The sequence below is a fragment of the Mucilaginibacter sp. Mucisp73 genome, assembly GCF_059491465.1.
Genome location: NZ_CP168507.1, coordinates 1,867,588 through 1,880,673 on the forward strand (window position 1 = coordinate 1,867,588; position 13,086 = coordinate 1,880,673).

Annotated in this window: 14 protein-coding genes; 11 read left to right on the plus strand and 3 right to left on the minus strand. The window is 40.7% G+C overall.

What is annotated here, in order from left to right:
- Window positions 1-227 precede the first annotated feature (227 nt).
- From ACEN82_RS08085 to ACEN82_RS08100, 4 genes are all read left to right on the plus strand, one after another.
- A complete protein-coding gene (locus ACEN82_RS08085; protein WP_413319113.1) occupies window positions 228-1,985 on the plus strand; it encodes an ATP-binding protein in 1,758 nt (585 codons plus the stop codon).
- Between the two features lie 90 nt (window positions 1,986-2,075).
- Complete coding sequence (locus ACEN82_RS08090; protein WP_413319111.1) at window positions 2,076-2,960, plus strand: helix-turn-helix domain-containing protein; 885 nt, start codon at window positions 2,076-2,078, stop codon at window positions 2,958-2,960.
- A gap of 4 nt (window positions 2,961-2,964) precedes the next feature.
- Window positions 2,965-3,372 carry a DUF983 domain-containing protein gene (locus ACEN82_RS08095; RefSeq protein WP_090527025.1) on the plus strand — a complete coding sequence of 136 codons (408 nt, stop codon included), beginning with the start codon at window positions 2,965-2,967 and terminating at the stop codon, window positions 3,370-3,372.
- Window positions 3,373-3,537: 165 nt separating this feature from the next.
- Entirely contained in the window at window positions 3,538-3,690 is a 153-nt protein-coding gene (locus ACEN82_RS08100) for a hypothetical protein (RefSeq protein WP_167516102.1), read from the plus strand.
- Between the two features lie 78 nt (window positions 3,691-3,768).
- Here the strand turns inward: ACEN82_RS08100 and ACEN82_RS08105 are convergent, their stop codons facing one another.
- Window positions 3,769-4,071 (minus strand): hypothetical protein, encoded by a 303-nt coding sequence (locus ACEN82_RS08105; RefSeq protein ID WP_139159968.1) that lies wholly within the window; start codon window positions 4,069-4,071, stop codon window positions 3,769-3,771.
- 412 nt (window positions 4,072-4,483) lie between these two features.
- Here ACEN82_RS08105 and ACEN82_RS08110 point away from each other — a divergent pair, with 412 nt between their 5' ends.
- The 7 genes from ACEN82_RS08110 to ACEN82_RS08140 all read left to right on the plus strand — a co-directional run bounded on the left by ACEN82_RS08110 (window position 4,484) and on the right by ACEN82_RS08140 (window position 10,213).
- The gene (locus ACEN82_RS08110) at window positions 4,484-5,527 is read left to right on the plus strand and encodes an NHL repeat-containing protein (protein WP_413319106.1); all 1,044 of its coding nucleotides are present in this window, start codon (window positions 4,484-4,486) and stop codon (window positions 5,525-5,527) included.
- A 79-nt stretch (window positions 5,528-5,606) separates the two neighbouring features.
- Window positions 5,607-6,251, plus strand: a complete 645-nt coding sequence (locus tag ACEN82_RS08115; RefSeq protein WP_176627468.1) for an HAD family hydrolase — start codon at window positions 5,607-5,609, stop codon at window positions 6,249-6,251.
- 230 nt (window positions 6,252-6,481) lie between these two features.
- Complete coding sequence (locus ACEN82_RS08120; RefSeq protein WP_413319104.1) at window positions 6,482-7,456, plus strand: ABC transporter substrate-binding protein; 975 nt, start codon at window positions 6,482-6,484, stop codon at window positions 7,454-7,456.
- A complete protein-coding gene (locus tag ACEN82_RS08125) occupies window positions 7,457-8,326 on the plus strand; it encodes an ABC transporter permease (RefSeq protein ID WP_413319102.1) in 870 nt (289 codons plus the stop codon).
- On the plus strand, window positions 8,323-9,072 hold the full coding sequence (locus tag ACEN82_RS08130) for an ABC transporter ATP-binding protein (protein ID WP_413319100.1): 750 nt from the start codon (window positions 8,323-8,325) through the stop codon (window positions 9,070-9,072). Before ACEN82_RS08125 ends, ACEN82_RS08130 begins: the two co-directional genes overlap by 4 nt.
- Before the next feature lie 34 nt (window positions 9,073-9,106).
- Window positions 9,107-9,352: a hypothetical protein gene (locus tag ACEN82_RS08135; protein ID WP_091162656.1), complete on the plus strand. Its 246-nt coding sequence runs from the start codon at window positions 9,107-9,109 to the stop codon at window positions 9,350-9,352.
- Window positions 9,353-9,691: 339 nt separating this feature from the next.
- Window positions 9,692-10,213 carry a tetratricopeptide repeat protein gene (locus ACEN82_RS08140; RefSeq protein WP_090527040.1) on the plus strand — a complete coding sequence of 174 codons (522 nt, stop codon included), beginning with the start codon at window positions 9,692-9,694 and terminating at the stop codon, window positions 10,211-10,213.
- Window positions 10,214-10,541: 328 nt separating this feature from the next.
- Here ACEN82_RS08140 and ctlX read toward each other — a convergent pair whose 3' ends face one another.
- Window positions 10,542-11,459, minus strand: coding sequence for a citrulline utilization hydrolase CtlX (gene ctlX, locus ACEN82_RS08145; protein ID WP_413319097.1), 918 nt, complete (start codon window positions 11,457-11,459; stop codon window positions 10,542-10,544).
- A gap of 90 nt (window positions 11,460-11,549) precedes the next feature.
- The gene (locus tag ACEN82_RS08150; protein WP_413319095.1) at window positions 11,550-12,995 is read right to left on the minus strand and encodes an arginine deiminase family protein; all 1,446 of its coding nucleotides are present in this window, start codon (window positions 12,993-12,995) and stop codon (window positions 11,550-11,552) included.
- Window positions 12,996-13,086 lie beyond the last annotated feature (91 nt).

The window sequence follows — 13,086 nt, forward strand, 5'->3', positions numbered from 1 at the left end:
AGCTGCGCTGTTTGTTTTTAGTTGCCTGATTAACATTCCAATCACTGACTTTGGATTACTTAATAATTACATTGATTTTTAATTTTAATTATTAAACAATAATATCCTGTTTTTTACTTTTTTAAACACTAAAGTTTTAAATATTTCCTGAAAAATAGTTTATTTACTAAACCGAACTCCCTGTTTTTGAGTATAAAGAGTTCTCTCTAATTAATTTTTTATTTTAAATGGAAAAACTGAAGCGGATTATTGGCTACGGGATGCCTGATTTGTCGCTGGAGAATAAGCTGTTTAATGCGCTCTCATTATTCATTTGTGCCAGCAGCGTTTTTTCGCTAATCTGCAATTTGTTTTTGGGCTTAAGTTATAAGCTTGAGCTTGTCGAGCTTTTTGTAATCCTGATGTCGGGCTGGGCTTTTTACAGGAGCAGGTTTGTTAAGTATAAGGAGGATGCAACCGTCATTTACATTTGCTTCGGGCTGTTTGCAATTATTCCGGGCTGGTTTTACAATGGCGGTATCTCCGGATCAACAACGCTTTCGGGAGTCTTTTTTATTGTACTTATAACCCTGCTTGTAAAAAAACGATATCATTATATTTTTATTGGCGCGCTGATAGCTATATTTTTAGGATGCTACTTTATTGAAAAACATTTTCCTGGTTTAGTACAGCCTTATGATAGCACGGCATCAAAAGAATCTGACCTCATCACTTCGGCTGTAGTAAACATATTGACTGTTGGGCTACTGGTAGGTTTTATTAAAAAAAGCCACGAAACCGATAAGCGCGACCTGATTCATAAGAGTGAAGAGTTACAAGCTTCTCAAATTGAACTTTCGGCCTCACGTGACCAGGCTGAGGCGGCCACGTTTGCCAAATCGAATTTTCTGGCCAATATGAGCCACGAAATTCGCACACCACTTAATGGTATCATCGGTACCGCTCAATTGCTATCCCGCACCAATTTACAGCCCGAGCAACAGGAACTGCTTCAAACTTTACAATCGAGCAGTAATTTATTGATTAACATCATCAGTGATATTCTTGATATTTCAAAAATCGAAGCAGATAAACTGGTCCTTCACCCGGTTTCAACGCATTTGCGTAACTGTATAAAAACAGTTATTGAGATTACCGAACCGGCCATTACATCTCTTCACAAACCCCTAAGCTTAACTTATGATGTTGATGCTAATGTAGCAAACTATGTAGTAGCAGATGAGGGCAGGCTTCAGCAAATCCTGGTTAATTTGATCGGAAATGCCATTAAGTTTACCGACGAAGGTTCGGTAAGTTTACGCGTCACAGCATCTGAGATCAGGAATAACGTCCAGGACATAACCTTTAGCATCAAAGATGACGGGATTGGCATAAGTGAAGAGGCATTAGCACAGTTATTTAAACCATTTTCACAGGTAAATACTACCGCTTTGCGCAAATATGGCGGTACGGGGCTGGGCTTATCCATTTGCAAAAAACTTGTGGAGATGATGCACGGCAGAATCTGGGTAGAAAGTAAGGAAGCCCAGGGCTCATTGTTTAGCTTTACCTTGCCTTTACATGTTACCTATGGTATTATTGAACCGGAGATGCAACCGGATGAAAAGGAAGCTTTTCAGTACCGGCCTTTACGCATTTTATTGGCCGAGGATAATAAAATGAACCAGTTAATAGCCAGTAAGATTTTTAAAAAGGTTGGTTATAATATTGACATTGCCGAAAATGGACTGGCCGCGGTAAATATGGTTGAGCAGTGTAACTACGATCTGATATTTATGGACATTCAAATGCCCGAAATGGATGGTTTACAGGCTACCCGCCATATATTAACAAAGCATGGTAAAGGCGCTCCGCCTATTATTGCCATGACAGCCAACGTGCTTAGCGAAAATGAGCGTGAATGCACCCAGGCCGGTATGAAAGATTTTGTAAGTAAACCTTTTACTTTTGAACGGCTGGAAGATATCATCCAAAAATGGACGTGATTTATCAAAAAATTGTCAATCGTTGATTAGTACCATACAAAATAAAAATAGTACCATTAAGGGCAAAGCTATTGTGTGTAGTTTTGTGTCATGTTACAAAGCATTCCAACAATTGATATTTGCACACTTGCCGATGATATTAAACAGGATGACATCCTGATCAGCAGGTTTGCGTCTTATCTGGATGCTCATAAAAACCTTTTCTTCCCGCACCGCCACTCGTTTTACCACCTGGTATTGTTTACTGATGGCGGAGGATTACATACCATTGACTTTGAAAGCTTTGAGGTAAGGCCGGGGCAGATTTACTTTATGATTCCCGGGCAGGTGCATTCATGGGCTTTTGAAGGTTTTACTGACGGTTATATTATCAATTTCTCAAGCTCGTTTATCCAGTCGTTTTTATTACGCTCAGGCTACTTTGACAATTTTAACTTTTTGAACGGCAATCCAAAGGATGAAGTAGTTGACTTACCTGCCAACCAGTTACCCGAAATCATTGCCCTTTTTGAAAGGATTGTATCTGAAGTTGAAAAGCCTGCAGTTTTGGGTAGCGATATGGTAAGGGTGCTTATGCTTCAGCTTTTCATTCTGATAAATCGTTGCCAGGGCAAAGGAGATAGCTTTGGCAAACAGGGCTATAATCAAACACTGATCCGTAACTTTCAGAAGCTGATTGAACAGCATTATATCGATGTAAAGCTTCCTAAAGATTATGCAGAACTGCTTTATATCACCCCCAATCATTTAAATGCGGTATGTAAAGATGTGCTTGGCCTGTCGGCAGGAGAGGTGATCCGTAACCGTACTTTGCTTGAAGCAAAAAGGCTATTAACTAATCCGCGACTTAATATAAGTGAAATAGCTTTTAACCTAAATTTTAGCGATAACTCCTATTTTACCAAGTTCTTTAAAAAAATTGAGGGCATTACCCCCGAAGAGTTCAGAAAAAAAACCTTAAACAATAAATCATAACGTTATGGAAACCCCTAAATATAAATTATCCGCCTGGTCTGCTTTTGTAAACGCTAAATGTCCGCGTTGCAGGAGAGGAGACTTATTTATCACCGGTATGTATGAATTTAAAGGACAGGAAATGTATAAAACCTGTTCACACTGCGGCCTGGTGTATGAGCGTGAACCCGGTTATTTTTATGTAGCAATGTTTGCCAGTTATGCGCTTAACGTTGCCGAGATGGTTACACTGGCAGTTGCTATCAGCGTTTTAACAGGTAGCAGTAACCCCTGGTTGTATGTAACCATTATTTTAGGGGTAGCGGTAATTTTAGCGCCGTTTAATTTCAGGTATTCAAGAGTGATGCTTTTGCACTGGCTTACACCGGGTTTGCACTATCATCCGGAGATGAGCGAGGATAAACCGGAATAATTTAATTGATTGAAATACATACAGATGCCCTTGATTGAAAAATTAAGGGCATTTTCATTTAAACCAAAACCTGCAGATACAGTCATAATAATAACAAGCTTAATTTATATAAATTAAATAAGTATTTGAAATTAAGCTGTTTATAATTACTTAAAATCTATTATCATGAAAGCGAAACTTAAATCACTGAAAGCCGATCTATATAATGTATTTGTAGTTGGGAATGCCGATGACAGGCAATTGGCAAAAGCATACTTTTTGCTGGCTATCCCTTTATTCGCGATATTTTTTGGCCTGGGTTCATTTCCCAAATTCTGATCATAAAAAAACAGTCGGAGCGTTCTGCGGCGACTGTTTACAACTGTTCCTAACTAATTAACTAACTATTAAACTAAATTATTTTTCGATTGGATTAAGGCCCAGGTAATTTGCAGCAATAAATAAATTGTTATTGATTTTGTGCCAGGCCTGGTGGTTGCCGATTGTATACCGGTTTAAAACATCATAGTAATAAGAATCCGAGAATGTGAGCCGGGTGTTTATTTCTGAATTATACAATGAATCTTTGCCTAAGTAGATGCCGCTGCGTTGCGCAGGTTTATCGATTTTTTTTTCGGGTGTTGAGGAAAACATATTGGCACAAGCTACCAAAATGAGAGACGCCGCAACCAAAACAAGAAAATGGTAGAATAATTTCATAAGCAAGGTATAAGTTTTTAAAAGATGCCTCCGGATGTTCAGAAACATATTATGCTCCAAAAATAACCAACGCTTTATAAAAAATAATCAGGGATTTCACCGTTTTGCGTACGTAGTTTTACGCATTTTTTAATAGATACAGATGAATAGTTAAATGTAGAAAGAAAATTTGATATAACGTTATAAGATCGATAAAAAAAATTAAACTTTTTACACTGTTACAAACAGCAGTTTATATTCGTAAGCTTGTTTAAAAGATGAATAAATTTTCAGTTGTGATATTAGTGTTTAATCAGGTTAGCTTTTCCTGATTTTAATTAATTTGGCTCACTGCATTTATCTACAATAAAACCAATTAAGGGGTCATCGATCTAAACTACATTATGAAAAAAACTCAATTAGCCTTTTTTAAGTGACCATATCATGCCTAATAGTTTTATTTGCTGTTTCCGCATGCTCAAAAAAAAATAATGATAACGCTCCCCAGGCGCTAAAGGTTGTAGTAAGCACATTTGCAGGCAATATAAATCCGGGCAAAGCTGATGGCACCGGAACGACAGCGTCTTTTAACAGGCCCAGCGGTATGATCACAGATGCAGCAGGCAATATCTATGTAGCTGATGCTGGCAATAACCTGATCCGTAAAATAACCCCGGCTGGTGTAGTTACTACTTTTGCCGGGAGTGGTGCGCAGGGAGACACTGACGGTATTGGTACCGCTGCCAGTTTTAACAATCCTCAGGATATAACACTGGATGGGAACGGTAACTTATATGTAGCCGAAAGTACAGGTAAAGTGATCAGGAAAATAACTTCGGCAGGTGCTGTTACTACATTGGCGGGGGGAGGGGCGAACGGGGTTGATGGTGCAGGCACAGCTGCAGGCTTCAGTGCGCCAACCGGAATAGCGGTAGATGGAAGTGGAAATTTATTTGTTGCCGATGTTTATAAGATCCGTAAAATAACTCCGGCCGGTGTTGTGACTACGTTTGCAGGTTCGGGTGTAAGTGGCTCAGCAAATGGAACAGGAACTGCAGCAAGTTTTTCACAGGTTACAGGTATTGTAATTGGTTTGTCGGGTAACTTCTACGTAACAGATTTGGGCAATAACATGATTAGGAAGATTACTTCTGATGGCGTTGTTTCGACATTGGCCGGTAACGGAATCAAAGGCTCGGCAGATGGTGCTGGTAATACTGCTACTTTTAACGCACCTGTAAGTATAACCGCCGATAACCAGGGTAACATTTATGTAGGGGATTCAGCCCATTTTATCAGGGCTGTTGATACTTTTGGACAGGTTACCACAGTTGCGGGTACTGGTTTTTCGGGATTGGCCGATGGAGAGGGTTCTAAGGCAAGTTTCTCAGTTCCTTATGGCCTGTCTGTAGGAATAGGGAAGGTTTATGTGGCTGATACTTTTAATAATATGATAAGGGTACTTACAACTCAATAACCCCATATTTCTTTACTTCCTAAATTAACATCAATCTGATAGCCGGCAGGAATAAAAAACCTTTACTTTTGCCGGCGATATGAATGATTCGCTTAAAAATAAATACGACAGCATAATTTTTGATCTTGATGGTACCCTTTGGGATAGCACTGCAAACGTAGCTCTTGCTTGGCAGGCAGCTATAAGCAAGGTTGATTATATTAAAGAGGAAATGACGCAGGAACGTGTGCGTTCCATCACCGGAATGACCTACGATGCCATTTTTGATAAATTATTCCCGGAACTAAATATTGAGCAACGTAAAGAAGTACAATCGCTTTGTGCTGTAAGTGAGCTGGAAATATTACATACCAAAGGAGGGGAGCTGTACCCCGGGTTAGAAGAAACGCTTAAATATCTTGCCGCAAACTATAAGCTTTATATTGTAAGCAATTGCCAAAACGGTTATATCGAACTGTTTTTGGATCTGAACCAATTGCATGGCCATTTTCTTGGGCATCAGTGTTTTGGCACAAAAGGAAACCCTAAGGCCGATAATATCAAAGATGTAGTAAACGACCACCAATTGAAAGCTCCGGTTTACGTAGGTGATACCATGGGCGATTACAATGCGGCCAAACAAGCCGGTGTACCTTTTATTTTTGCAAATTATGGCTTTGGCGTTGTGCCTGATGGCATGGTAGCAACTATCAGTAATTTTGCCGGGCTTAAAGAGCTGCTTTAAACTTATTGTGTTTTAATCGCATTAGGTTTGATTAGTTGTTAAGCCAATTGCCGGGAAAGGTAATGCAGTAAATTATTATATATAATTAACCGACTTTCACAATCGGCTTGCCGGCTTGGCTTTGTGCGTTCCGCTTTAAGCTTTCGTATAATGATAATCCTATTGTAAAACAATTTTCGGCTTTTGCCATTGTACTTTCAGCTTTACGGCTAAAAAGTTAATTTAGTAAAATGAAGTTTATCAAATATCTGCCGGTAACTATATTACTTGTTTTTTTTGTATCCTGTAAACCCAAAACCAAATCAATGCAGGTGCCTGTAGTTGGTTTTGTTGACGCTTTTGAAGATGCCACCATATCCCAGGCCCGCAAAGGTTTTACTGATGCCTTGAACAAAAATGGTTTCAGCGAAGATAAGAAAACCGTTCAGATTGAATACAGCAATGCCCAGGGCGATATCCCAACGCTTACGCAAATCGTTAACCACTTTGTTACTGATAGTGTAAACCTGCTGGCAACATGTACAACGTTATCAACAGTAACAGCGCTTCAAAAAACAAAATATATCCCCGTTTTTGCCATGGTATCCCCAACTGCCGAACGCATGAAGGTAACTGATGCCAACGGGAAAGCGCCCGCCAACCTTTTCGGCGCGGTAGAAGAGCTAAATTATATCGATACTTCGTTTAGCATTATTCCCAAACTACTTAAGCCTAAAGGCGCAAAACTGGTTATCGGGATGATCTATAATCAGTCGGAGCCGCAATCGGCAGATGCTTTAAGCCGTATTAAAACATTGGCCGCGGGGCTAAACGTTGATATTGTTGCGCTTCCGTTAAATACATCTGCCGATGCGCAGTTGGTTACGCAGTCGCTGCTAAGTAAAAACATCGACGCCTTTTTTGCCAATCCGGACAATACCGTTTTTGCATCTTTTGAAACTATCCTTAAAAATTGTAATCAAAAAAACATCCCGATTTTTACAAGCGAAGCAGGTTTGGTACAGCGTGGAGCCGTCGCTGCTTTTGGGGCTGATATTTATCAATGGGGGTACCAAGCCGGCGAGCAGGCAGCCCAATTTCTTAAAACTCATAAAACCGATGGCCTGCATCCCGAAATGGTAAAGGTCAGAAAGAGGGTATATAACCCGGCTGCTGCTAAAAAATACAATATTACCATTCCGCCAAATTTTGAGCCTGTAAAATAAATGGATTTTTACCTTACCGCTTTACTGCAGGGCCTATGCTTTTCGGCCATAGCGCTGGGGATTTATATATCCATGAAAATCTTCAATATTCCGGATATCACAACCGATGGAAGTTATACACTGGGTGGCGTGGTTACGGCAGTATTGCTGACCAATCATCAGCCTGCCTATGTTATTTTACCTGCTGTGATTTTGGCAGGCGCAGCAGCGGGGGCGCTTACCGGTATTATTCATACCAAATTAAAGATCAATGCACTGCTGGCCGGCATCCTGGTCATGACGGCGCTTTACTCGGTTAACCTTACTATTTTAGGCCGCTCAAATTTACCGCTTATCAATTTGCCGTCGTTATTTACTATAGTAAGTGTTGTGAGCGACCCTAATCAAAATACATTCTGGATCCTTGCCATTTTTGTTATCGTGATCACTTTTCTGATCGGCCATCTGCTCAAAACCGATTTTGGCATAGCCATGCGGGCTACAGGTAACAGTGAATCCATGATCCGTTCATTAGGCGTAAATACTGACAGGATGAAAATTACCGGGCTGGCACTTGCCAATGCGCTCACGGCTTTGAGCGGTTACCTGGTAGCCCAGTTCCAGGGTTTTGCAGATATCAGCATGGGTATTGGGATTGTGATAGTAGGGTTAGGATCGGTGATCATTGCAGAAACATTAATTAATTGGTTTAAGCTTACCTCGGTATGGTTAAGTTTGGTATTGGTATTAGCAGGGGCAGTGATATTTCAGCTGGTTTTGGCGTTTACACTCTCAGTTGGTGTGGACCCTAAATTACTTAAAATAGTTACCGCCGGTTTTGTGCTGGTAATTGTAAGCCTGCCTCGTTTATCCTTATTAAGATCATCATGATAACGATAACCGACGTACATAAAACATTTAATAAAGGTAAAGCCAACCAGGTAAACGCGGTTAATGGCATTACACTGGAGATCAAAGACGGTGAGTTTTTGGTGATAGTTGGTTCGAATGGCTCAGGCAAGACCACCTTGCTTAATTTAATTGCCGGCAGCGTATCGCCCGATAATGGCACTATAAGTATCGACGGAAACGATGTAACCAACATGCCTGATTACAAACGCAGCCGGTGGATTGCAAGGGTATTTCAAAACCCATTGAGTGGCACTGCGCCCGATTTGAGCATATTAGATAATTTCCGGCTGGCATCTATCCGCACAAAAAGAAAAGGTTTATCCGTTGGGGTAAATGACACTTTTAAAAAACAGGTTCAGGAAAAAGTAGCCGGCCTTGGCATGGGTTTGCAGGATAAGATAGACCAGCCGATGGGTACTTTATCGGGCGGGCAGCGGCAGGCGCTTACCCTGCTGATGAGTGTGATGGATAGTTGTAAAGTTTTATTGCTGGACGAACCTACCGCCGCCCTCGACCCACGCTCGGCCGACGTGGTAATGCGGACAGCTGATACACTGATCCGCGAATTTAATTTAACGGCGGTATTCATTACGCATAATTTGAAGGATGCTTTTAATTATGGCACAAGAATAATACAAATGGGCGAGGGGATGATTATTAACGACTTATCGGGTACGGACAAAGCTTCTTTAAAACAAAATGACCTGTTCGGCTGGTTTGCATAAAAATTGGCAAAGTAATTGTATAGCTACCTGTACTATGAAAAACAATAATTTTGAAACCATATCCGACGCTTACCAGTTAGTAAGCGGTGCGAAAATAAAAGGCAAAAAGCACGACGAAATATTTGAACTTGGCGCATATGATGCCCTTAAACGCGGCTATGTACTTTACCCGCTTGAACATGGCGTTAAGTTTGATGATTTCAGCGTAATGATATCTGAAAAGGAATTAAAAAATAACTTCCTTATTGAGGCAGTTAAACAAAATGCAATAGCAGCTTAATTAAGGCTGCTATTTTTATTTGGCGCCGTTACGTCATGTAACGGCAATAAACCTCATACACAGTGCTTTTGACGTTGTGCAGTAATTTCATTTCTTGCTTTTCTCATCCAATAATTGTAGGTTTGCACATATAAAGTACAAACCGATGTTGTTTAATAAATCATTCTGCTCAATAGTAATGTGGCCCATGGTGCCGCAGCAGAAGGGTTTTGCATCGATAATTCTCTTCTCAACTCCGGTATAGCGGTTTCGAAGCACCCAAACCGATCCTACATTTACCACATTAGTTTAACATTAAGCATTACTTAAACGTAAGCTTAATTGAATTTGAAATTTTATATGGACAATTATTATTCAATAGAAGAAAAGTACCTCCAGGCTGTTGATGAACTATCGTTCGGAGAAACACCTAAGGGCTTAAATATATTAAACCAGATCATTACGGATGAGCCCTTTTTTGCAAGGGCGCATTACCAGTTGGGGATGATCTACTATTACAAGATCCAGGATTACCAAACCGCAGGTTATCATTTTAAAACCTGTATGGAGCTGGAGCCATCGTTTCCGGATAATTACACCCATTATCTTGACCTGGTAGTATTCCTGGGAATGGATAAGCTGGTTTCAACCATTTCGGCCCAGGCTTTAACCACACCGGGAGTGAACAAGGCCCGCACCTTTGAGCTGCTTGGCTTGTTTTATGAAAAACAAAAGGACTGGAATAAATCCTTAGGTTATTACCAGGAAGCCTTTATGGAAGTGACTGAAAAAGACGAGCGTAAAGATATTGAAGATAGTTTTAAACGCGTACGCTCAAAAATGAAGCAAAAACAGGCTTACCTCTATTTCATTACCGAATAAACTTGAATAGCTGTTCAAGTGGATACTTGACGAACAAGCCCCTAATAAAGGGGCTTATTCGTTAGTAAAAAAATCATAATTAATAACGTATGTTTAAAGATAAGCTATTGTCGTAAGTTGCTGTTATACAATAAAGACACAATTTTTGTGAAAAATGTGCAGAGGCTATAAATTGCATTGTAATAATTAAATTGTCCTCTTTATATCTTAATCATGATTTAGCCATGCCTAAATATTTAGTGAAGCAATTGTTATTACTCGCAGTTATAGCTGTGATTGTTTTCCTCTTCAAGTATCTGATAGCGTTGTACGCTGTTAACAGATGAATTTAAATAGCCGGTAAATGCACCTCAGCCATCATACACCTTGCACTGCCGCCGCCATTAGTTTCAATGGTATTGATATCGGCATAAACCAGCTTTCCATACTGTTGTAAAGCGGAACGCTGTGCTTCACTCAAAGCGCTGAAAGCGTTTTGCGACATCACGATCAACGTTTCGCCCGCTTTGTTTTTCACTTCAAGCATATTACCGGCAAACTGGTTCATCTGCTCAAAAGTGATTTCAATAATTTCTTTGTGCGAGGATTTCAATGAATCTATAACAGTTATCCTTTCATGTGGGTTGGGGATGCTATCCAAACAGATTACTGCAAATTCAGTTCCAATGCACATCAGTACATTGGTATGGTAAATGGCTTTCCCTTTTTCATCAACGGCCTCAAAACTGATCGGTTGATAACCAGCTTGTTCACAGAAATAGTTAAGCACCTCTTTATCTGTACGGGGCGAGAGGCAGGCGTAAGCTATTTTATTGTCCCTGTCAAGCACCATGCTGCCGGTGCCTTCCAGAAAGCGGTGCTCGTGCTCAAAACGGCTCAGGTCAATTACATGGGCTACTTTAAATTTATCTTCCAGGTCAGTTATAATATCTTCCCTGCGCTCAAGCCGGCGGTTTTCGGCCTGCATGGGGTAAAGGAAAACGCCGCCATCGTTGTGAAAAGATACCCAGTTGTTAGGAAATATTGAATCGGGCGTATAGGGCTGTGGGGTGTCATCTACAACGCTAACATCTACACCATTATGGCGCAAAATGTTAACCATACTGTTAAACTCACTCAAGGCTCTTTCCTGTACGCCATTTTTTTCGGCGTCAGGGTTTTGGAAAGCATTGCTTGCAGCGGTTTCTTCGTTAAACCCGAAATTAACCGGGCGGATCATTAATATATGTGATGTTGATTGACTCATGGTTTTGTCATTATTTCATTGGGCCACTGAGTCATTTTTTAATAAATCATGCAAAGCAATGACTTAACGACCAGATGACTCAATGATAAATTAAATTACAGTGTCCCTGAATACCGGCATGCTCATGCAATGGAAACCACCGCGGGCACGGGAAAGTTCGGCCGACGGCATTAATATCAGCGTATCGGTTAAACTTTGCGGGTCAAGTTCATTATTCTCAAATTTTTGAAGCAATTCGGCCACCCGGATCACATTAAAGCCACCTTCTTTAAAAGCCTCTACAGTTTTATCATTCCGATCGTATCCAACAACAACGCCTTCTTTTAGTGCAAGCAGATTGCAGGAGTCTGTCCATTGTTCACGGGCATCAAAGGGAAAGGTGTTGTTGCCCGAGTAAATAAATTTTGTTTTTACACCGCTTTTGAGGTCGTTCTCGCTGATGTCGGAAAGCAGGTCCTCAATACAACCAAATAGCCTTGGTTTTTCATCTTTTTCAAACTGTACAATTTCCGCCCGTTCTTTTTGTTTTTTATCGGCAAACCATGATATCGGCTCACGTTCTTCAATAGGGGCTTCGGCCACCGCAAGCGAGCGAAGTAACACCCAGGTATCGCGTTTTACCTGTGTGAATACAGTATCGATATGCATATAATCACGCTTGTTCGGGATTTTTACGATGGTTACCTTCTTCACTACATCATGTTCAAACAGCAGCCTGATAGCTTCATTAGCCCCGCTGACAGATGTCCGCTCGCTGCAGCCAATCACTAAATGATCGGGACTAACCATCATCACATCGCCGCCTTCTAAAGTTGTGCGGCCTTCAGCATCTTCGCCCGGGCGTAAAAAATGCTGCGCGGTTTCAGGAATCTCCAAAATATTATCGCGGTAAGCCTCAAACAGCGGATGATTGAAAAATATGTAACGCATCAGCAAAGTTTCGCGGAAACGGGCTTTCTTTGCCGGCTTATTGAGCAGCATATGATTATTCACTGCTATACCCAAATCCCTCGAAAAAATAAGATTGGGGATAGGGGCAAAGATCATTTCTTCAGTTGTTAACGAGCCCGAAATAAAGATCTTAGCCAGTTCAACCGGATCCGTGTCTGTAAGTTGCTGCTGCAAGCGATAGTTGCAGCTTTCAACGGCACAAACTGCAGCTACCAGTTTTTTGCGGATATCCGGCTGCTGTAAAATATCAGCCAGCAGGGTTTGGATCTCGATAACTTTATCTGATGAATGGAAGCCTGGATTATCAGGTTTAAAAAATGAACGGCGGGTTGCTTCATCATCAATTTGATTCAGCTTGCCTTTTATTTTGTCGGGGTCAAGAAAATAGAGCAACAGCTTTACGTAGTAATCATATTCATTCCTGCGTACCGTATCCAGGTGAATTATATCTTCAAAAAGCCAGTCCTGCGCCTTTGAAGGCACAACTTTGCCTAAACCGCTATCCGGACTATGAATAAGCAATGTGTGGAGTGTGCCAATTTCGGAGGTTACATCTATTTTAAAATCGGAGTTGGTTATTGTCATAAAACTATAATCGTAACACAAATCTATCAGAAATTAAATTACAAAACGGGCTTACCCGGCAAAATTAGGCCGGGTAATATTTGCCTGTTCT

Coding starts and splice junctions, on each gene's coding strand:
- ACEN82_RS08085 (WP_413319113.1), top strand. CDS start 228: ATGGAAAAACTGAAGCGGATTATTGGCTACGGGATGCCTGATTTGTCG.
- ACEN82_RS08090 (WP_413319111.1), top strand. CDS start 2,076: ATGTTACAAAGCATTCCAACAATTGATATTTGCACACTTGCCGATGAT.
- ACEN82_RS08095 (WP_090527025.1), top strand. CDS start 2,965: ATGGAAACCCCTAAATATAAATTATCCGCCTGGTCTGCTTTTGTAAAC.
- ACEN82_RS08100 (WP_167516102.1), top strand. CDS start 3,538: ATGAAAGCGAAACTTAAATCACTGAAAGCCGATCTATATAATGTATTT.
- ACEN82_RS08105 (WP_139159968.1), bottom strand. CDS start 4,071: ATGAAATTATTCTACCATTTTCTTGTTTTGGTTGCGGCGTCTCTCATT.
- ACEN82_RS08115 (WP_176627468.1), top strand. CDS start 5,607: ATGAATGATTCGCTTAAAAATAAATACGACAGCATAATTTTTGATCTT.
- ACEN82_RS08120 (WP_413319104.1), top strand. CDS start 6,482: ATGAAGTTTATCAAATATCTGCCGGTAACTATATTACTTGTTTTTTTT.
- ACEN82_RS08125 (WP_413319102.1), top strand. CDS start 7,457: ATGGATTTTTACCTTACCGCTTTACTGCAGGGCCTATGCTTTTCGGCC.
- ACEN82_RS08130 (WP_413319100.1), top strand. CDS start 8,323: ATGATAACGATAACCGACGTACATAAAACATTTAATAAAGGTAAAGCC.
- ACEN82_RS08135 (WP_091162656.1), top strand. CDS start 9,107: ATGAAAAACAATAATTTTGAAACCATATCCGACGCTTACCAGTTAGTA.
- ACEN82_RS08140 (WP_090527040.1), top strand. CDS start 9,692: ATGGACAATTATTATTCAATAGAAGAAAAGTACCTCCAGGCTGTTGAT.
- ctlX (WP_413319097.1), bottom strand. CDS start 11,459: ATGAGTCAATCAACATCACATATATTAATGATCCGCCCGGTTAATTTC.
- ACEN82_RS08150 (WP_413319095.1), bottom strand. CDS start 12,995: ATGACAATAACCAACTCCGATTTTAAAATAGATGTAACCTCCGAAATT.